Genomic DNA, 19,275 nt, shown 5'->3' with positions numbered 1-19,275 from the left:
GACGGGGTGGCACGGCAGGAAGGTCGACGGGCGGGAGGGGTGGTGCGAAGGGAACGTCAGGGAGCGGGCGCGGGTCAGGCGGGTGCCGAGGCGCGCGCGATCAGTTCGGTGGGCAGCACGACGGGTTCGACCGGAGCGGGAGTGCCGGCGAGGTGGGCGAGCAGCATCCCGGCCGCCCGCTCCCCCATCCGGCGCATCGGCTGGCGGACGGTGGTCAGCGGTGGTTCGGTGTGCTGGGCCATGGGGATGTCGTCGAAGCCGACGACCGCGATGTCGTCGGGGACGCTTCTTCCCGCGGCGCGCAGGGCCCGCAGCACGCCGACCGCGCTGAGGTCGTTGTGCGCGAAGACGGAGTCGAAGGCCCTGCCGGTCGCGAGGAAGCGTTCCGTCGCCAGCCGCCCGGAGACCTCGGTGAAGTCGCCGCCGACGACGCGGTCGGTCGGCAGCACGTCCAGAAAGCCCTCCAGCCGCTCACGTACACAGCCGAAGTCGGGGCGGCCGGTGACGATCAGCGGCCGGGAACGGCCGTCGGCGAGCAGATGGCGGGCGGCCGACGCCCCGCCCTCCCGGTTGGTGGTCGCCACGGACGGGAACTCCGGGTGGTGGCCGCGGTCGTCGATGAGGACGACGGGAAGGCCCTTGCGGTGCATCGCGGTGATCGTGTCGAGGGTGCCCTCGGGCTCGACGACGAGGAGTCCGTCGAAGGCGCGGGCGGAGACCTGGCCGGCGAAGTGCTCCACGGACTCCCGTCCGCGGTTGCAGGTGAAGAGCAGCAGTCCGTAGCCGGCGGCCTCGACGGTGTCGACGACCCCCTGGAGGACCTCGCCCATCCACGGCCAGGTGAGCGGGGGCGTCAGCATGGCGACCGTACGGCTGCTGCCGCGGGCGAGTCCGACGGCTCCGCTGCTGGGCACATAGCCGAGGGCCGCGATCACTTCACGAACGCGGGCGGCGGTACCGGCGTCGACCTCGCCCCTGGTGTTGAGCACCCGCGACACGGTCGTCTTGCTGACACCCGCCTGACGTGCGACATCAGCGATGGTGACGGGCATGGGGAGGCCTCCGCGACGAGGTCCGGTACCGGTACCGGAACCGGTACCGGTGGTGCGCGGCGAGTCAACTAGCCGCCCGTCACGCCGTCAAGACTTCACACCGGAATCGCTGAAACCCCAACTTCAGTCCGTGCATGGGCGGTTGTTCGTTCAGAGTGTGAATGCGCAATCTCTTGACGGACGTTCGCATCGGCAGTTCACTCACGCCTCGACCCCCACACCTCTGCCGAGAAGGGCTCCAGCCCATGGCAAGACGACCGAAGCGAACGATCAGAATCCTGCTCGCGGCCACCCTCGCGGCCGCCGGTCTGACCGGTCTGACCGCCGGTACGGCGCAGGCCGCCGGCGAGCAGGTGAACGTCTGGCTCACCACGACCAGCGACGCCGGCGGCCGCACCGTCACCCGCGGACTCCAGCAGCAGACCCCCGTCAACTTCCAGGCGGGCAACGGCGGCAGCGGCACCAACATCACCGTCGACGAGAACACCCGCTTCCAGACCTTCAGCGGCGGCGGCGCCTCCTTCACCGACACGGCCGCATGGCTGATGAAGGGCAGCGGCGCACTCTCCCAGGCCACGCGCGACGCGACGATGCGCAAGCTGTTCTCCCCCACCGACGGGATCGGGCTCTCCTTCGTCCGCAACCCGATGGGCGGTTCCGATCTGGCCCGCTTCGGCTACACGTACAACGACCTGCCGGCCGGGCAGACCGACCCCTCGCTGTCACGGTTCTCCCTCGCCCACGACCTCGCCGACGTGCTGCCGCTCACCAAGCAGGCGCGGCAGCTCAATCCGGGCCTCACGCTGGTGGCGTCACCCTGGACGGCGCCCGCGTGGATGAAGGACAACGGCCAGCTCAACGGCGGCTGGCTGAAGGCCGAGAACTACGGCACGTACGCCAACTACTTCGTGAAGTACCTCCAGGCCTGGCGCGACCAGGGCGTCCCGGTCGACTACGTCACCGCACAGAACGAGCCGACCTGCTGCGCCGGTTACCCGTCCATGAGCTGGAACGGCTCCGGGCTCGCCTTCTTCACCAAGAGCGAACTGCTGCCGAGGCTCCAGGGTGCGGGCCTGCCGACCAAGGTGCTGGCCCACGACTGGAACTGGGACACCTACGACGCGTACGCCGCGCAGACGGTGAACGACGCGGCGGTGCGCAGCCACCCCAACTTCGGTGGCGTGGCCTGGCACGGCTACGGCGGAAACGTCTCCAAGCAGACGGACGTGCACAACCAGTATCCGCAGCTGGACGCTTTCCAGACCGAGCACTCGGGCGGCACCTGGATCGGCAACCAGCAGCGCGAGGACATGATGAACATCATCGACTACACCCGTAACTGGGCGAAGTCGGTGACCAAGTGGTCCCTGGCGGTCGACCAGAACCGCGGACCCCACAACGGCGGCTGCGGGACCTGCGACGGTCTGATCACCGTGCACAACGGCGACGGCCGGCACGGGCAGGTCGACTACACCATCGAGTACTACACGATGGGACATCTGACGAAGTTCGTGAAGCCGGGCGCCCACCGGATCGCCTCGACGGCGAGCGGTGACGTGCCGAACGTGGCGTGGCGCAATCCCGATGGCTCCAAGGCCCTGATCGCCTACAACGACTCGTCGTCGGCGCGTGAGATGCGGATCAACTGGGGCGGCCAGAACGTCCGTTACTCGCTGCCGGGCAAGACGTCGGCGACCTTCACCTGGTCGGGCACGCAGGGCGGCGGCTCGGACGCGTCGGGCGCGCTGGTGGGTCTGGCCGGGAAGTGCCTGGACGTGGCGGGCGGCTCGACCGCCGACGGCACGGCCGTCCAGCTGTGGGACTGCAACGGCTCCACCGCCCAGCGCTGGACGGTCAGGGCGGACGGGTCGGTCCAGGCATTGGGCAAGTGCCTGGATGTGACGGGCGCGTCGACGGCGAACGGCGCGAAGATCCAGCTGTACGGCTGCAACGGGTCGGCGGCGCAGCAGTGGCGGTACGAGGCGTCCACCGGTGATCTGGTCAACGCGGCGGCCGACAAGTGCCTGGACGTCTCGGACAACTCGTCGGCGAACGGGGCCCGGGCGCAGATCTGGTCGTGCACCGGAGCCGCCAACCAGAAGTGGCGGCTCCAGCCCTGATGCTCCGGGGCGCCCCCGCCCGTGGGTCTATTCGGCCGGTTCGACGCCGGCGCGCAGCAGGCCGTAGGTGTAGGCGTCCTCCAGGGCCTGCCAGGAGGCGGCGATGACATTCTCGGCGACGCCGACGGTGGACCATTCGCCGCCTCCGTCACCCGTGGTGATCAGTACGCGGGTGATGGACTCGGTGCCGTGGCGGCCTTCGAGGATGCGGACCTTGTAGTCGACCAGCTCCATCTTGGCGAGCTGGGGATAGAACCGCTCCAGGCCGACTCTCATCGCGCGGTCCAGGGCGTTGACGGGGCCGTTGCCCTCGGCGGTGGCGACGATCCGCTCGCCCTTGGCCCACAGTTTCACGGTGGCCTCGTTGGCGTGGGTGCCGTCGGGGCGGTCCTCGACGATGGCCCGCCAGGACTCGGTACGGAAGTAGCGGCGCGGGCGGCCCTCGGCCTCGGCGCGCAGCAGCAGTTCGAACGAGGCGTCGGCGGCCTCGTAGGTGTAGCCGGCCAGTTCGCGTTCCTTGACCCGCTCCACCACTCGGCCGATCAGCGCGCGGTCACCGCCGAGCTCGACACCGAGCTCCTTGCCCTTCAGCTCGATGGAGGCACGGCCCGCCATGTCGGAGACGAGCATCCGCATGGTGTTGCCGACCTGCTCCGGGGCGATGTGCTGGTACAGGTCCGGATCGACCTTGATCGCGGAGGCGTGCAGACCGGCCTTGTGCGCGAACGCGGACACTCCCACGTACGGCTGATGCGTGGAGGGCGTGAGGTTGACGACCTCCGCGATCGCGTGCGAGATCCGCGTCATCTCCGCCAGCGCACCCTCCGGCAGCACGCTCTTGCCGTACTTGAGCTCCAGCGCGGCGACGACGGGGAACAGGTTGGCGTTGCCGACCCGCTCGCCGTAGCCGTTGGCGGTGCACTGGACGTGGGTCGCGCCGGCATCGACGGCGGCGAGCGTGTTCGCCACGGCGCAGCCGGTGTCGTCCTGGGCGTGGATACCGAGCCGGGCGCCGGTGTCGGCGATGACGGTGGAGACGACGGCCTGGATCTGGGCGGGCAGCATGCCGCCGTTGGTGTCGCACAGGACCACCACATCGGCGCCCGCCTTTGACGCGGTCCGCACGACGGACTTCGCATAAGCGGGGTTCGCGCGATAACCGTCGAAGAAGTGCTCACAGTCCACGAACACCCGCCGGCCCTGCTCGCGCAGGAAGGAGACGGTGTCGCGGACCATCTCCAGGTTCTCCTCCAGGGTGGTGCGCAGGGCCAGTTCCACATGCCGGTCGTGCGCCTTCGCGACCAGGCACACCACCGGCGCGCCCGACTCCAGCAGCGCCCGCACCTGCGGATCGTCCGCCGCCTTCGCTCCCGGACGGCGCGTGGCACCGAACGCCACCAGCTGCGCGTGCCGGAAGGTGATCTCCTGCTGCGCGCGGGCGAAGAACTCGGTGTCACGGGGGTTGGCACCCGGCCAGCCGCCCTCGATGAAGCCCACGCCGAACTCGTCCAGGTGCCGGGCGATCGTCAGCTTGTCCGCGACGGTGAGGTTGATGCCCTCACGCTGCGCGCCGTCGCGCAGGGTCGTGTCGAAGACATGGAAGGCGTCGTCGGTATCCGTGTCCGTGGCCTGTGTGGTCATGGCTGTCCTGACTCCTGTCGGATGAGTGGCTCCGGAAATACTGGCTCCACTTGCCCCCGTCTTCGCGTGCGGCTCGCTCCCGGCCGGGTGAGGCCGTAAAACGAAAAAACCCCTCGCGGGTGCGAGAGGTCTGCGCGCGGGTCTGGGGCACGGTGGCCGCGTCATACATGGTGGTATGAGGCGATCACTGCGGACCGGCGCGCCTGCTGCCGATAATCATGGCGAACGAAAGCACGCTGGCAGTCTGCCACATCGCCGCCGTTCCGTGGACGGTGGTCTCAGTATGCGGGCGGTCCGTCCAGTCCCGGGGCCCGCACCCGGCCCGCACCGCCGATGATCAGGCGCTTTCCCGCAGCAGCGCGTCGCGGAGGAACTCCCTGACATGGGTCAGGACGTGTTCGCGTCCGGTGCCGGGGATGCCGACGGCTACGTGGACGCTGAAGCCGTCGAGGAGCGCACGGAGGCGGGCGGCGAAGCGGTCGGGGTCGACGGGCAGGAACTCGCCGCGGGAGATCCCCTCCGCCAGCAGCGCGACGAGATCCCGGTGCCAGGCCCCCTCGATGGCGGCCTGGCGGGCGCGGGCCTCGTCGTCGGCGTTCTGCGAGCGGTTCCAGACCTCCAGCCACAGCGTCCAGTGCGGATCACGCGGCCCGTTGGGCACATAGAGATCGACATACGCGTCGAGCCGCTCGGCGGTGGGCGCCTGCCGGGACAGCAGCGCGCTGCGCTCGGCCCCCAGCCGGCCCTCGCTCCACTCCAGGGTCCGCAGCAGGAGTTCGTCCTTGGTGCGGAAGTAGTAGAGGAGATGGCCGCTGCTCATGCCGACCTCCCGGCCGAGCCCCGCCATGGTCAGCCCGTCGAGACCGCGCTCGGCGATGGTGGCCATGGCGGCGGCGAGGACGGACTCACGGGGCGGCGCGATGTTCCGCCGCCGGGCGGCGGGGGTCATACGGCGGCCCCGGATGCGGACCCGAGGGCGCCTGCAGCGGTGTGCGACTCATTCACGCGTATGTTCTACCTGATCGTCGGCGCTTGTCGTGGGCCGTCCCTCAGACCTTCGGCTGCTGCTGGGTGATGCAGTGGATGCCTCCTCCGCCCGCGAAGATGGCGCGCGCGTCCACCAGCGTGACCGTGCGGCCCGGGTACAGCCGCCGGAAGATGCCTGCCGCCGGCTCGTCGCGGGGGTCGTCGAAGGCGCACAGGACCACACCGCCGTTGCACACGTAGTGGTTGATGTAGGAGTAGTCGACCCACTCGCCGTCCTCCTGGAGCACGGTCGGGGCGGGGACCTCCACCACCTCGATACGGCGGCCCTTCGCATCGGTCTGCGAGCGCAGCAGCGCCACGTTCGCCTGGCACAGCTCGTGGTCCGGGTGCGCGGGATCGGGCTGAGTGTGGGCGACGACGACGCCGGGCCCGGCGAAGGCCGCGACGATGTCGACATGACCGCGGGTGCCGTACATGCCGTAGTCGCCGCTGAGGCCGCGCGGCAGCCAGATGGCTTTGGTCGTGCCGAGACGGGCGTGGACCTCGGCCTCGACCTGCCGGCGCGTCCAGCCGGGGTTGCGCTCCGGCCCGAGCTGGACCGTGTCGGTGAGGAGGACGGTGCCCTCGCCGTCGACGTGGATCGCGCCGCCCTCGTTGACCAGCGGCGAGGAGTGGACCTCGACGCCCGCGATGTCGGCGACATGGCGGGCGATCTTCTTGTCGTGATCCCAGCGCGCCCACTCGGCGGCGCCCCAGCCGTTGAACACCCAGTCCACGGCCGCCAGTCGGGAGCCGTCCGTGGTGAAGGTCGGGCCGATGTCGCGCATCCAGGCGTCGTCCAGGTCGCGTTCGACCAGCTCGATGCCGGGCCCGAGCAGCTCGCGCGCGGACGCCGACTGCCCGGTGCCCACCACCATGGTCACCGGTTCGAAGCGGTGCACGGCATGGGCCACGGAGGCCCAGGCGGCGCGGGCCTCGGCGAGTTCCTCGTCATCGGTGAAGGTGGGGTTGGGGCCGGGCCAGGCCATCCAGGTGCGCTCGTGGGCGGCCCATTCGGGTGGCATGCGGAACATGGGTGACGTCCTAGAGGAAGTAGAGGCGGTTGAGGGAGATCGCGTCGGCGGGTTCGGAGCGGATCGGGTCGCCGTCGAGGGTCACCAGGCCGGTGCGGCCGTCCACCCCCACGTCGCCGATGCGCGAGTTGAGCCGGAGGTCTGCTGGGCCGATGCCGCGGGTGCCGCGGACCGCGACCCTGCGGCGACGGGTGGGCATGTGGTCGGAGCCCAGTTCGGTCGCCGCGCGTGCCACGAAGGCGACGGAGATGTCCGCCGGCGTCGCGCCGTGCGCCCCGAACTGCGGGCCGAGGACCAGCGGTTCGCAGGTGTCGGTGGCCGCGTTCGGGTCGCCCGTCACTCCGTACGCGGGGAAGCCCGACTTCAGGACGAGCTGCGGCTTCGCGCCGAAGTACTGCGGGCGCCACAGCACGATGTCGGCCAGCTTGCCGACCTCGATGGAGCCGATCTCGTGCGCGAGGCCGTGCGCGATGGCGGGGTTGATGGTCAGCTTGGCGACATAGCGCAGGACGCGGGCGTTGTCGTCGTGCGCGCCGTCGCCCGCCATCGGGCCGAGCTCGGCCTTCATCTTCCCGGCCATCGCGAACGTCCGGCGCACGGTCTCGCCCGCGCGGCCCATGCCCTGGGCGTCGGAGGACGTGATGCCGATCGCGCCGAGGTCGTGGAGGACGTCCTCCGCGCCCATCGTCCCGGCCCGGATGCGGTCCCGGGCCATCGCGGCGTCGCCGGGCAGGTCGGTCTTCAGGTCGTGGACGGAGACGATCATCCCGTAGTGCTCGGCGACCGCGTCCCGGCCGAAGGGCAGGGTCGGGTTGGTGGAGGAGCCGATCACGTTCGGCACGCCCGCCATCTTGAGGACGTTCGGGACGTGACCGCCGCCGCAGCCCTCGATGTGGAAGGCGTGGATGGTGCGGCCGTCGAGGACGCGGAGGGTGTCCTCCACCGAAAGGCACTCGTTCAGCCCGTCGCTGTGCAGGGCGACCTGGACGTCGTGCTCCTCGGCGACCCGCAGCGCGGTGTCGAGCGCGCGGGTGTGCGCGCCCATGTCCTCGTGAACCTTGAACCCGGACGCGCCGCCCTCGGCGAGCGCCTCGACGAGCGGCGCCGGGTCGGAGGACGAACCGCGGGCGAGGAAGCCGATGTTGACGGGCCAGGCGTCGAAGGCGTTGAAGGCGTGCTTCAGCGCCCAGGGCGAGTTGACGCCGACGCCCCACACGGGACCGAACTCCTGGCCGATGACGGTGGTGACGCCGGAGGCGAGCGACGCCTCCATGATCCGCGGCGAGAGCAGATGGACATGGGTGTCGACGGCTCCGGCGGTGGCGATCATGCCCTCGCCGGAGACGATGGAGGTCCCCGTGCCGACCACGACGTCCACCCCGTCGAGGGTGTCGGGGTTCCCGGCGCGTCCGACCGAGCAGATGCGCCCCTCGCGGATGCCGACGGAGACCTTGCGGATGCCCTGGACGGCGTCGATCACCAGGACATTGCTGATCACCACGTCACAGGTCTCGCGGACGGCGGCGGCCTTGAGGTGCAGTCCGTCGCGGGCGGTCTTGCCGAAGCCGGCGAGGAACTCGTCGCCGGGCTTCTGGGAGTCGTCCTCCACACGTACGACGAGTCCGGAGTCGCCGAGGACGACTCGGTCGCCGGCGCGCGGGCCGTGCACGGCCGCGTACTCGTGGGGATCGATGCCGGTCACTGGTCCTCCTCCTGGATGTCCTGCGAGGCGAGGGGCGCCTCCGTATCCGCTGCTGCGCCGGGCGGTGTCGCGCCCAGATAGCCGCACGCCGCGGCCCGGCGCAGCGCCTCCGCCCTGGCGCCCGGCGCGTCCAGCGGGCCGTCCACCAGGCCGGCGAACCCGATGGCCACGCGTGCGCCGCCGATCGGGAGCAGCCCGACCTCGGACTGCTCGCCCGCGCCGAAGCGGACCGAGGAACCCGCGGGCACGCACAGCCGCATGCCGTAGGCCGAGGCCCGGTCGAAGTCGAGGCGCGGGTTCGCCTCGAAGAAGTGGAAGTGGGAGGTGACGCTGACCGGCACGGTCGCGGTGTTGCGCACCGTGAGTCGCAGTACCGGCTCCGGCTCGACGTCCGCGGGCCCGGGCACGACCGCGCCGGGCGCGGCACTGCCCAGGGAGCCGCCGCCGATCGGGTCGGAGACGACCGCGAGACGCGAGCCGTCGTCGAAGACCGCCTCCACATGCACCTCGGTCACGACGTCCGCCACCCCGGGCAGCACATCGCCCGGACCGAGCACCGCGCGCGCCGCCTCGATCGCCTCCGCCAGCCGCCGGCCGTCCCGGGCGGCCTCGCAGACCGTGTCGGCGATCAGCGCGGTGGCTTCGGGGACATTGAGCCTCAGGCCGCGGGCCCGGCGGGCCCGCGCCAGCTCGGCGGCGCCGAAGAGCAGCAGCCGGTCGCGCTCCGTGGGGGTCAGTCGCACGTCGGAAACACCTCCTGTTTGAACGACACTCTAATCATGAGTTTCTTTCCTGGGAAGCATTGACGGGTCAGCATCCCCTGGGTCACATTGAGCGGCATTCAAACAGTCGAGCGTCAGGGGCAGCCGTATGCCGATGGAACAACGCGGGGTCGACACCATCCCGGAGCAGGAGCGCACCAGCACCCCGCGCGACCTCGTCTCGATCCTGCTGGGGTCGAACCTCTGCCTGGGCGTGATCGTCTTCGGCTGGCTGCCGGTCTCCTTCGGCCTCGGCCTGTGGCCGGCCGTCACCTCGGTCGTGGCGGGCACGGCCGTCGGCGTGGCGGTCACCGCCCCGCTCGCCCTCGTCTCGCTGCGCACCGCCACCAATCTGTCGACGTCCAGCGGCGCGGCCTTCGGGGTGCGCGGCCGGCTCGTCGGCTCGGTCGTCGGCCTGCTGCTGTCGCTCGGCTACACCGCCCTCACCCTGTGGATCGGCGGCGACGTGATGCTGGGCACGCTGTCCCGGATCGCGGGAGTGCCGACGGGCGCAGCCGCGCACACCCTCGTCTACGCCCTGCTCGCCGGCTGTACCGTCGTCGGCGCCGTGTACGGCTACCGGCTGCTGCTGCGCATGAGCCGGATCCTCGCCGTCGGCATGACGGCGCTCCTCCTGCTCGGCCTGCTCGCGTACGCACCCGACGCGACCACCGCCGCTCCGCCCGGGACCCCGTATCTGCTCGGCTCGTTCTGGCCGACGTGGCTGCTGTCCGCGGTGGCGGCGGGGCTGAGCGGCCCGATCGCGTTCATCACCCTGCTCGGCGACTACACCCGCTACATCTCGCCGCAGCGGCACAGCCCGCGCCGCGTGCTGCGCGCCACCTGCCTCGGGCTGTTCGCGGGTCTGCTGATCCCGCAGCTGTTCGGCACCTACACCGCGCTCGCCGCCCGCGCCGCGCTGGACTACGCCGGGCCGCTGGTCACCGCGTCACCCACCTGGTACCTGGTCCCGCTGCTGCTCGCCGCCACCGCGGGATCGGTCGGCAACGCGGGGCTGATGCTCTACTCCATGGGCCTCGACCTGGACGCGATCCTGCCGCGTGCCACCCGGACCCGGGCCACGCTGGTGGTCGCCGTGGTCGCGACCGGCTTCGTCTTCGTCGGCCACTTCGCCTGGAACGCCCAGTCGGCGATGACCTCGTTCGTGCTGCTGCTGACCGCGATCGGCACGCCCTGGGCGGTGATCACGATGATCGCGCACCTGCGCTGCGGCGGCGTGTACGACCCGGAGGCCCTCCAGGTCTACAACCGGCGGGCCCGCGGCGGGATCTACTGGTTCCGGGCGGGCTGGCACCCGCGTGCCACCGTGAGCTGGGCCGTCGGCGCCGCCGTCGGGCTCTGCGCTGTGTCCACCCCGCTCTACGAGGGTCCGCTGCTCGCGCTGACCGGCGGCGTGGACTCCAGCTTCGTCCTGTCGGGCGTGATGGGCGGGCTGACGTACACCGCGCTGACGCTGCGGTCCTACCCGACGGTGCCGGTCAAGTCCTTGGCGTAGGCGTCGATCGCCCGCCGGAACCTGCGCACCGAGGGGTCCTCGCTGGTGGCGGCGAGGAGTTCGAGCAGCAGCCGGACGGACTCCTCGTGGCTGCCGGTGTTGAACAGCGCCATGGCCAGAAAGGCCCGCAGGCCGCCGTGCGCGGGAAACTCCTCGGTCCCGCGCCGCAGGGTCCGCTCCGCGTCCTCGTACCGGCCGAGCACCCGGTAGGTGCTGCCGAGGCCCAGCAGGGCGTCGCAGCGGTCGCTGTCCGGCAGGCCGTCGCCGGCGAGGGCGCGCTCGTAGTACGGAACGGCCTCCGCCTCGAGGCCGAGCACATCGTGCACCCAGGCGGTCTGGTAGGCGATCTCCACGTCGTCGGGCAGCCGTTCGGCGAGGCGGAGCAGTATCCGCCGGGCGTCCTCGGCGCTCCCCTGCTCGCGCAGTCGTACGGCCTCGGCCAGTTCACGGTCCCGCTCCGGTGCACCCATGCCCCCATCCTCGCCGATGCCGGACGGCGGGAACGGGGGCAGGGTGGCCGATGAAGTACTGAGCGGGTCAGGCCAGTTCGTGCATCCAGCCGTGCTTGTCGGGCGTGATGCCGCGCTGGATGTCCAGCAGTGCCCCGCGCAGCTTCATCGTCAGCTCGCCCGGCTCACCGCCCGCCTGCGTCCACTCGCCGCTCTCGCACTTGACGGTGCCGACCGGGGTGATCACCGCGGCCGTGCCGCAGGCGAAGACCTCGGTCAGGGTGCCGTTCTCGGTGTCGCGCCGCCACTGCTCGGTCGAGATACGGCCCTCCACGGAGTCGTATCCGAGGTCCTCGGCGAGGGTGAGCAGCGTGTCGCGGGTGACGCCGGCGAGGAGCGAGCCGTTGAGCTCGGGCGTGACGATCTTGTTCCCGTACACGAAGTACAGGTTCATGCCGCCCATCTCCTCGACCCACTTGTGCTCGACGGCGTCGAGCCACACGACCTGGTCGCAGCCCTTGGCGGCGGCCTCGGCCTGGGCGAGCAGCGAGGCGGCGTAGTTGCCGCCGGTCTTCGCGAAGCCCATGCCGCCGGGGACGGCGCGGACGTAGTTCTCGGAGAGCCAGACGGAGACCGGCTTGACCCCACCGGGGAAGTAGGCGCCGGCCGGGGAGGCGATCACGAGGAACAGGTACTCGTTGGCGGGCTTCACGCCCAGACCGACCTCGGTGGCGATCATGAAGGGCCGCAGGTAGAGCGAGGCCTCGCCGCCGTGCTCCGGGACCCATGCGTTGTCCTGCTGGACCAGGACGTCACAGGCCTCGATGAACGTCTCGACCGGCAGTTCGGGCATGGCGAGACGGCGGGCCGAGCTCTGGAAGCGCCGGGCGTTGGCGTCCGGGCGGAACGTGGCGACCGAACCGTCGGGCCGGCGGTAGGCCTTCAGGCCCTCGAAGATCTCCTGCGCGTAGTGCAGCGTCATGTTGGCCGGGTCGATCGACAGCGGCGCGTACGGGGTGAGCTGCGCGTCGTGCCAGCCACGGCCCTCCGTCCACTTGATCGTCACCATGTGATCGGTGAAGTGGCGGCCGAAACCGGGGTTGGCCAGGATCGCCTTGCGCTCCGCGTCGGACAGGGGGTGCGAGGAGGGCTTGAGCTCGATCGTGGGCGTCGTCATGAGTGCAGTGTCCTTCACCGTTGGTTGTGACGGACCGCGCTCACGCCGCTACAGCTGCAGGGACGTCCGAGCATTCCCGCATGCCACGGCCCGGTTCGATTATGGCTCGGGCCGGCCGGTGCATGAAACGGGGTGAAAGCGGTCCGGGGTTGATGGTGGCACCCGGGAGCCGCACAGGAGAAGCCGCCGGGTGCGTGTGCGACCCGGCGGCTTGGTGGAAGCGTCGGGTCAGCCCGCTACGCGTACCGCGAGCGTGTCGCCGATCTCGTCCGTCGTGCGGAACGTGCCGTCGCGTCCCGCGAGGTCGGCGGAGACGGCCTCCTCGATGCGCACGGCCTCCGGCTCGAAGCCGAGGTGACGCAGCAGAAGGGCGACGGAGAGGATCGTGGCCGTCGGGTCGGCCTTGCCGGTGCCAGCGATGTCGGGCGCCGAGCCGTGGACGGGCTCGAACATCGACGGGAAATCACCCGTCGGGTTGATGTTGCCGGAGGCGGCCAGGCCGATGCCGCCGGACACGGCGGCGGCGAGGTCGGTGAGGATGTCACCGAAGAGGTTGTCGGTGACGATGACGTCGAAGCGCTCCGGCTGGGTGACGAAGAAGATCGTCGCGGCGTCGACGTGCAGATAGTCCGTCGTGACGTCGGGGTACTCCTGGGCGACCCGGTCGAAGATGTTCTTCCACAGGTGGCCGGCGTAGACGAGGACGTTGTTCTTGTGGACCAGCGTCAGCTTCTTGCGGGGGCGGGCAGCGGCCCGCGCGAAGGCGTCGCGGACGACGCGCTCCACGCCGTACGCGGTGTTCAGGCTGACCTCGGTGGCGACCTCGGCGGGCGTACCGGTGCGCAGGGAACCGCCGTTGCCGGTGTACGGACCCTCGGTGCCCTCGCGGACGACGACGAAGTCGATGTCCGGACGGCCGGCCAGCGGTGTCGTCGTGTTCGGGAAGAGCTTCGACGGCCGCAGGTTGACGTAGTGGTCGAAGGCGAAACGCAGCTTGAGCAGGAGGCCGCGCTCGAGCACACCGGACGGAACCGACGGGTCGCCGATGGCACCCAGCAGGATCGCGTCGTGGTTCTTGAGCGACTCCAGCTCCGCGTCGGGGAGGGTCTCCCCGGTGCGGTGCCAGCGCTGGGCACCGAGGTCGTACGCCTTGGTCTCCAGCTTCACGTCCTGGGGAAGGACGGCGGACAGGACTTTCAGGCCCTGGGCCACGACTTCCTGGCCGATGCCGTCACCGGGGATCACTGCGAGATTGATGCTGCGAGACATGTCGGCACCCTACTCGCCGTCCCAGCACATGACACATGACGTCCACCATCTGGACGATGGTGGAGTCATGGCGGAGCGCGAGAACTCAGTGGCCGGTGGAGCCACCGTTGTCGCGGCGGTCCAGGGCCCGCTGCAGCGCGGCGGCTGCGTTCTTGCGGTCGGACTCACTGGTGCGGGAGGTGTGACGGACTCGGCGGGCGGTCGCAGCGCGCATGATGATCGACTCCTTGAGATCGGAAAGATTTCGAGGCGCCGGAGGGCGGGGAGCGTGCCGCAGGGGTTACCTGCCGGGGGCACGAGCTCACTGCCGCCATTCGCTGGATCGAGCGAGACGTTCGGCTTCTACAAAGCTAGGACAGGTACGCGCTCCTGTCTCTACAAGTAGTCGGACTTCCTACTATATGAGACGGCGATCATGGAACGAGTCCTCCGGGAGCACTGCCAAATGCGTGCACCGCGCGGCGTTTCACCTGGTCAGGAGCGTCTGCCCGGGCTGCGGACGGTCCGCCGCACGCGCACGGCCCGAGGACCGAAGATCACCACAAATGCCGCTTCCGGAGGCGGAGCGGTGCGCGGCCGGGAACACCACGCCCGGGCCCTCCTCGTCCCGGCGGCAGCACCGCCCATCGGATCCCCCGACAGATACTCAGGGCGAATTGAGTACGCGGCTCGTGGTGAAGGCCCGCCTCCGGGACGACAGTTGGCCCCATGAACGGCCTCTACGCTCTCAAGCCCTGGTACGCGGCCCGGCTCTCCGGGGTCCGTGGCGCGCTCGCCCGTCGTGAGGTGTCGCCGGACACCCTGACGGCGGCCGGTGTGCTCTGCGCCGCCGGCGCGGCCGGGGCGCTCGCCTGGCTGCCCGCACCTCTCGCGGTGCTTCCGGTCGCCGTGCTCCTCGCGGCCCGGCTCGGCTTCGCCAACCTCGACGGCGCGCTGGCCCGGGACACCGGCCGCACCACCCGGCGCGGTGCGGTCATCAACGAACTCGGCGACCGGGCAGCCGACTTGGTGGTCCTCGCCGGATTCCTCACTCTGGCGCCGCTGTGGCTGGTGGCCGTGGCCGCACTGGCCGCGACACTGCCGTCCTGGGTGTCTCTGGCGGGCGCGGCCGCGGGTGCTCCGCGCCGCAACGGCGGCCCGGTCGGCAAGACCGAACGCTGCCTCCTGGTGGCCGTCGCCGCCGCGACGGGCTGGGCGACGCCCGTACTGATCGTCATCGCCGCCGGTTCCGCGCTCACCGCGCTGATCCGGCTCGGGTGGCTCCGGAAGGAACTCGCATGAGCGCGGTCGTGGTGGCGGGGGAAGCGGTGGGCCGGGCGGTGCCGCTGGTCGCGGGTGCTCTCGGGGCCGGGGGCCTGGCGGTCGCCGCGCTGCCGTCCCGGGTGCGGATGCGGGCCGAACTGCGGCGGCGCTGGCGGACCTGGGCCGTTGCCGCGCCCGTATTCCTGGGCGCGCTGTTCCTCGGCGCGGGCGGGGCGTTCGCGCTCGCCGCCTCGCTCGGCGTGATCGCGGCCGGCGAGTACGTACGGATGGCGGGCCTGCAGCCCGCCGACCATGCGGTGCTCGTGGCCGCCTCCGTCGTCCTGCCCGGGCTCGCCTGGCTGCTGCCGCAGACGCTGGACCTGCGGTCCGCCGCGCTGCTGCTGGTGGCGGCCGCGCTGCCGCCGCTGCTCGCCGGGGACCACACCGCGGGCTTCACCCGCGCTTCGCGGACCGTGTTCGGACTTCTGTGGATCCCGGTGGCCCTGACCGGTCTCGTGACGCTCGGGCAGACGGCGGTGGCGGTGGGCCTGGCGGTGGCGCTCGGGGACGTGGGGGCCTGGTGCGGCGGTACGGCGCTGGGACGGCGCGGCCCGCTCGCCGCACCGCTCTCCCCCCTCTCCCCCAACAAGACCTGGGCGGGCGTCCTGGGAGCCGGAGTGGCAACGGCCCTCGCCCTGCTGGCGGTCGGGGCGTTCTCGGCCCTGCTGTGGGCGGCGGTGCTGACCGGGTGCGTACTCGGCGATCTTCTGGAGTCCATGGTCAAGCGGGAGGCGGGGGTGAAGGACGCCGGCAACTGGCTCCCGGGGTTCGGCGGACTGCTGGACCGGATCGACTCGCTGCTCCCGGCGCTCCTGTTCGCGATGGTGGTGACGGCGTGAGGGCCAAGGCTCGTGCCGCGGGGCACGCGACGGCCGCGCCCCCGGCGACGCGGGCCCGGGTCCGGCTGCGACGCGGCCACCGCGGTGCCGTGCGGCGGCTCCCTGGGACCACCCGGCGGACCCCCGTCGTACGCGAGGGCCCTCGCCCCGGTGCCTCGACACCTGGCCCCGCACCGGCCACCTCCCGTACGGCCGCGCTGCTCCGACGCGCCCTGTGGTGGTGCGTCCTGACGCTGACGGGCGGGGTGGAGCGCCGCGGCCACCTGCCGCGCGGCGGCTGCGTCGTCGTCGCCAACCACTCCTCGCACGCCGACACGGCCGCTCTGCTGGCCGCGCTCGACTCCCGGCACACCCCCGCCATCGGCGCCGCGGCCGACTACTGGTTCGCCTCGCCGTGGCGGAGCAGGATCTGCCGCCGCCTCGCGGCCGGCTTCCCGGTCCGCCGCACCGGCGGCGGTATGGACGATCTCCTCGCCACGGCCGGCGCGCTGCGCGCCGGACGCGCGGTCGTCCTCTTCCCCGAAGGAACCCGCGGGGAGGGCGGCGTCGGTTCCTTCCACCGCGGAGCGCTGGTGCTCGCCGAGCGTGCGGGTGTGCCGGTGGTGCCGGTCGGCATCGCGGGCACGGACCGGCTGCTGCCCAAACACGGGCGGCTGCGTTCGTCGCTGGTGCGCGTGCGGATCGGGGCGCCCCTGCCGTCCCTGGTCACCCCGGACGAGGCACGTGCGGCGGTGGCCGCGCTGCACGGGCGGACGAACGCCGAGTCGCTGCGGGACTCCCGGTCGCGAAGGCGGGTGGCGGCCGTGGTGACCTCGCGCTGGGGTTTGCCGATCGCGTTCCTGTGGGCCTTCGCCGAAGCGCTGAGCTGGCCGCTGATGCCGGAACTGCTGCTGGCGATCGCCTGCGTGGCGGTCCCGCGGGCAGCTCTCCGTCTCTCGGTGGGCGCGCTCGCCGGCAGCCTGGCCGGCTCGCTGCTGGCGCTCCAACTGGCGGGCGTGGGGGTACAGATGCCCGCGCCCCTGACGACGGACCGGATGCGGGCGCAGGTGCGCCAGGAGCTCACGCTCGAGTCCGCGGACGCGGTGCGGCACCAGCCGTGGAACGGCATCCCGTTCAAGGTGTACGCCGCCGAGGGCGGGCGCGCGGACGTACCGCCCGGCTCGTGGCTGACGTCGGCGGCGGCCGCCCGCGGCTCGCGCACCCTGACGGTGGGTCTGGTCTGCGCCGCTCTGGGACTGCTGCTGCGCCGGTACCGGCGGTTCTACGGCTCGTATCTGATGGTGCTGGGCGCCGGGTTCACCCTCGGCCTTTCGCTGATCGTCTCCGGCTGGCAGTGATCCGGGCGCCGAACACCAGCCACGTCACCTCGGACGCGGTGAGTCGTGCCGACCTGCGACCACCGGGACGACGCGCAACCGACAGGTTGCACTATCCACCATGACGTGCAACCATTGAGTAGCACGTCATGGAAGAACCGGAGGTGGAAGCCATGACCGAGAACCGGATCGAACGAGAGATCAGCATCGCGGCGCCCGTCGAGCGGGTATGGGCGGTACTCACGGAGCCGGAGCACGTCGGCTCCTGGTTCGGGCAGGGCAGTCCGACGCCCGTCGACCTGCGCCCGGGCGGCACCATGCACCTGGACCACGGCGAATGGGGACAGTTCCCGACGACCATCGTCACGGTCGACCCGCCGAACCACTTCTCCTACCGGTGGGCGAGCGCGTACCCGGGCGAGCAGGCGGTGGAGGGCAACTCCACGCTCGTCGAGTTCACCCTCACCCCCGAGGGCGACGGCACCCATCTGCGCGTGGTGGAGACCGGCTTCGCCGAGCTGGTCATCCCCGAGGACAGGAAGGAAGGGGCGTCGTACGAGAGCCACTCGCAGGGCTGGAGCGAGCAGGTCGTGAACGTCCAGAAGTACGCGGAGCAGCTCGCGGCATGACGGAGGCCGACCAGGATGCCGTGACGGAGGTCCTGTCCGCGCTGGCGGACCCGACCCGCCGCCGGATACTCGACGCGATCGCCGCCCACGGCGAGGCGACCGCCACCGTCCTGGCCCGGGAGCTGCCGGTCAGCCGGCAGGCGATCGTCAAGCACCTCGCGGTCCTCACCCGGGCCGGCCTCGTCACCGGCCACCGGGAGGGCCGCGAGGCCCGCTACACGGTCCTGCCCGCACGGCTGAACGTCACGGCCCGCTGGATGGACCGGGTGGCGTCCGAGTGGGACTCCCGGCTCTCCGCGATCAAGCGGCTGGCGGAGGACGCCGGCGGCGGCAGCACTGCCACGGGCGCCTAGTTCGTGTCCGCAGGGTCTGTCGTTCGGATCAGGCCGGTGAACCCACCTCCCCGTGCGGTGGGTTCACCGGACAGCCCGGGCCGGGGCGGTCGCAGAAATCCGTCGCGCCCGCACGCCACGCGTGTGCTCGGCCTCCCCTCGCGTCACGCCAACGCCCCCTCCCGACGGGCCGCCTGGTGACCTCCCGGTTTTCACGCAGGTCCGCAGGGCACCCGCGTACGGGAGGTTCACTGATGAACGCACGTGCGTTGACGCTTCGTGGACACATGACGGCCCGTCGGGCGGCGAACAGCTCTGCCATGGACGTGGCAGCCCGCTGGGGTTTCGTCGCCCGCGGGGTGATCTATCTGCTCGTGGGCATTCTCGCCCTGCAGATCGCCTTCGGTGACGGGGGGAAGCAGGCCGACCGCGGCGGCGCGCTCGCCGAGTTGTCGGAGAAGCCCATGGGGTCCGTGATGCTGTGGGCCGTGGGGATCGGGCTGGTCGGGATGGCGCTCTGGCGCCTGTCGGAGGCGCTGTTCGGAGCCGCCGGGCCCGACGGCCACAAGACGCACAAGCGGCTGCTGTCGGCTGGCCGCTTCCTCTTCTACGGCTTCGTCGCCTACTCCGTACTGGCCTTCGCCGCGGGCGACCGCAGCAGCGGCGGAGGCGGCGGGTCCTCGGACCAGCAGTCGCAGGACATCACCGCGCGGGCGCTCGAACTGCCCGCGGGCCAGTGGCTCGTGGGCATCGCCGGAGTCGGCATAGCCGTCGCCGGCATCTGGGTCGGCGCCCGGGCCGCCCTGCGGAAGTACCACAAGCATCTGAAGCTCGGCGAGATGTCGCGCAGGACCCGTCAGCTCGTCGATGTCACCGGCGTGGGCGGCGGCGCGGCGCGCGGCGCCCTCTTCACGGCGATCGGGGTGTTCGTCGTACGGGCCGCCGTCGACTACGAACCGGACAAGGCCAAGGGCTTCGACGACGCTCTCCGCTCCTTCGCCGACACCCCGGTGGGGCCGTGGCTGCTGGCCGTGATCGCCGTCGGGCTGGCTCTGTTCGGCGTCTTCTCGTTCGCGATGGCCCGCTGGCGGAAGGTCTGAGGTCCGCGAG

General features: G+C 71.5%; 18 protein-coding genes. 8 read left to right on the top strand and 10 right to left on the bottom strand.

Going from position 1 to position 19,275, the window contains the following annotated elements; genetic code table 11:
- Nucleotides 1–74: 74 nt before the first annotated feature.
- Nucleotides 75–1,052 carry a LacI family DNA-binding transcriptional regulator gene (locus ACQPWZ_RS25865; protein ID WP_433572496.1) on the bottom strand — a complete coding sequence of 326 codons (978 nt, stop codon included), beginning with the start codon at nucleotides 1,050–1,052 and terminating at the stop codon, nucleotides 75–77.
- A 245-nt stretch (nucleotides 1,053–1,297) separates the two neighbouring features.
- Here ACQPWZ_RS25865 and ACQPWZ_RS25860 point away from each other — a divergent pair, with 245 nt between their 5' ends.
- Complete coding sequence (locus ACQPWZ_RS25860; protein ID WP_340475601.1) at nucleotides 1,298–3,172, top strand: ricin-type beta-trefoil lectin domain protein; 1,875 nt, start codon at nucleotides 1,298–1,300, stop codon at nucleotides 3,170–3,172.
- Nucleotides 3,173–3,199: 27 nt separating this feature from the next.
- Here the strand turns inward: ACQPWZ_RS25860 and cimA are convergent, their stop codons facing one another.
- From cimA to ureA, 5 genes are all read right to left on the bottom strand, one after another.
- Complete coding sequence (gene cimA / locus ACQPWZ_RS25855) at nucleotides 3,200–4,813, bottom strand: citramalate synthase (protein WP_433572495.1); 1,614 nt, start codon at nucleotides 4,811–4,813, stop codon at nucleotides 3,200–3,202.
- 337 nt (nucleotides 4,814–5,150) lie between these two features.
- Nucleotides 5,151–5,762: a TetR/AcrR family transcriptional regulator gene (locus tag ACQPWZ_RS25850; protein ID WP_433572494.1), complete on the bottom strand. Its 612-nt coding sequence runs from the start codon at nucleotides 5,760–5,762 to the stop codon at nucleotides 5,151–5,153.
- Between the two features lie 100 nt (nucleotides 5,763–5,862).
- Nucleotides 5,863–6,873, bottom strand: a complete 1,011-nt coding sequence (locus tag ACQPWZ_RS25845) for an agmatine deiminase family protein (protein ID WP_356698856.1) — start codon at nucleotides 6,871–6,873, stop codon at nucleotides 5,863–5,865.
- Between the two features lie 10 nt (nucleotides 6,874–6,883).
- The gene (locus ACQPWZ_RS25840) at nucleotides 6,884–8,566 is read right to left on the bottom strand and encodes an urease subunit alpha (protein WP_433573867.1); all 1,683 of its coding nucleotides are present in this window, start codon (nucleotides 8,564–8,566) and stop codon (nucleotides 6,884–6,886) included.
- 5 nt (nucleotides 8,567–8,571) lie between these two features.
- Entirely contained in the window at nucleotides 8,572–9,318 is a 747-nt protein-coding gene (gene ureA / locus ACQPWZ_RS25835) for an urease subunit gamma (RefSeq protein WP_433572493.1), read from the bottom strand.
- Between the two features lie 127 nt (nucleotides 9,319–9,445).
- On the opposite strand from ureA, the gene ACQPWZ_RS25830 reads away from it, so the two are divergent.
- Nucleotides 9,446–10,852, top strand: a complete 1,407-nt coding sequence (locus tag ACQPWZ_RS25830; protein ID WP_433572492.1) for a cytosine permease — start codon at nucleotides 9,446–9,448, stop codon at nucleotides 10,850–10,852.
- Here ACQPWZ_RS25830 and ACQPWZ_RS25825 read toward each other — a convergent pair.
- The 4 genes from ACQPWZ_RS25825 to ACQPWZ_RS25810 form a co-directional block, all read right to left on the bottom strand.
- Nucleotides 10,819–11,322 (bottom strand): tetratricopeptide repeat protein, encoded by a 504-nt coding sequence (locus ACQPWZ_RS25825; protein ID WP_356698862.1) that lies wholly within the window; start codon nucleotides 11,320–11,322, stop codon nucleotides 10,819–10,821. The genes ACQPWZ_RS25830 and ACQPWZ_RS25825 overlap by 34 nt on opposite strands.
- A gap of 67 nt (nucleotides 11,323–11,389) precedes the next feature.
- Nucleotides 11,390–12,478, bottom strand: a complete 1,089-nt coding sequence (locus ACQPWZ_RS25820; protein ID WP_433572491.1) for a branched-chain amino acid aminotransferase — start codon at nucleotides 12,476–12,478, stop codon at nucleotides 11,390–11,392.
- 228 nt (nucleotides 12,479–12,706) lie between these two features.
- Nucleotides 12,707–13,747 carry a 3-isopropylmalate dehydrogenase gene (locus ACQPWZ_RS25815; RefSeq protein WP_340475591.1) on the bottom strand — a complete coding sequence of 347 codons (1,041 nt, stop codon included), beginning with the start codon at nucleotides 13,745–13,747 and terminating at the stop codon, nucleotides 12,707–12,709.
- An 85-nt stretch (nucleotides 13,748–13,832) separates the two neighbouring features.
- Nucleotides 13,833–13,961, bottom strand: coding sequence for a hypothetical protein (locus ACQPWZ_RS25810; RefSeq protein ID WP_313943907.1), 129 nt, complete (start codon nucleotides 13,959–13,961; stop codon nucleotides 13,833–13,835).
- 494 nt (nucleotides 13,962–14,455) lie between these two features.
- On the opposite strand from ACQPWZ_RS25810, the gene ACQPWZ_RS25805 reads away from it, so the two are divergent.
- The 6 genes from ACQPWZ_RS25805 (at nucleotide 14,456) to ACQPWZ_RS25780 (ending at nucleotide 19,265) form a co-directional block, all read left to right on the top strand.
- The gene (locus tag ACQPWZ_RS25805; protein WP_313943908.1) at nucleotides 14,456–15,028 is read left to right on the top strand and encodes a CDP-alcohol phosphatidyltransferase family protein; all 573 of its coding nucleotides are present in this window, start codon (nucleotides 14,456–14,458) and stop codon (nucleotides 15,026–15,028) included.
- Nucleotides 15,025–15,888 carry a phosphatidate cytidylyltransferase gene (locus tag ACQPWZ_RS25800; protein ID WP_433572490.1) on the top strand — a complete coding sequence of 288 codons (864 nt, stop codon included), beginning with the start codon at nucleotides 15,025–15,027 and terminating at the stop codon, nucleotides 15,886–15,888. Before ACQPWZ_RS25805 ends, ACQPWZ_RS25800 begins: the two co-directional genes overlap by 4 nt.
- Before the next feature lie 197 nt (nucleotides 15,889–16,085).
- Nucleotides 16,086–17,225 (top strand): lysophospholipid acyltransferase family protein, encoded by a 1,140-nt coding sequence (locus ACQPWZ_RS25795; protein ID WP_433573866.1) that lies wholly within the window; start codon nucleotides 16,086–16,088, stop codon nucleotides 17,223–17,225.
- A 152-nt stretch (nucleotides 17,226–17,377) separates the two neighbouring features.
- Nucleotides 17,378–17,833, top strand: coding sequence for an SRPBCC family protein (locus ACQPWZ_RS25790; protein WP_313943911.1), 456 nt, complete (start codon nucleotides 17,378–17,380; stop codon nucleotides 17,831–17,833).
- Nucleotides 17,830–18,186 carry an ArsR/SmtB family transcription factor gene (locus tag ACQPWZ_RS25785; protein WP_433572489.1) on the top strand — a complete coding sequence of 119 codons (357 nt, stop codon included), beginning with the start codon at nucleotides 17,830–17,832 and terminating at the stop codon, nucleotides 18,184–18,186. Before ACQPWZ_RS25790 ends, ACQPWZ_RS25785 begins: the two co-directional genes overlap by 4 nt.
- A gap of 233 nt (nucleotides 18,187–18,419) precedes the next feature.
- The gene (locus ACQPWZ_RS25780) at nucleotides 18,420–19,265 is read left to right on the top strand and encodes a DUF1206 domain-containing protein (protein WP_356698875.1); all 846 of its coding nucleotides are present in this window, start codon (nucleotides 18,420–18,422) and stop codon (nucleotides 19,263–19,265) included.
- The last annotated feature ends 10 nt before the right edge of the window (nucleotides 19,266–19,275 follow it).

This window comes from Streptomyces sp. CA-251247 (assembly GCF_050952975.1).
Lineage (GTDB): Bacteria > Actinomycetota > Actinomycetes > Streptomycetales > Streptomycetaceae > Streptomyces > Streptomyces achmelvichensis.
Note: the sequence above shows the minus strand (reverse complement) of the source record. Positions and strands in the feature narration are given on the sequence as shown.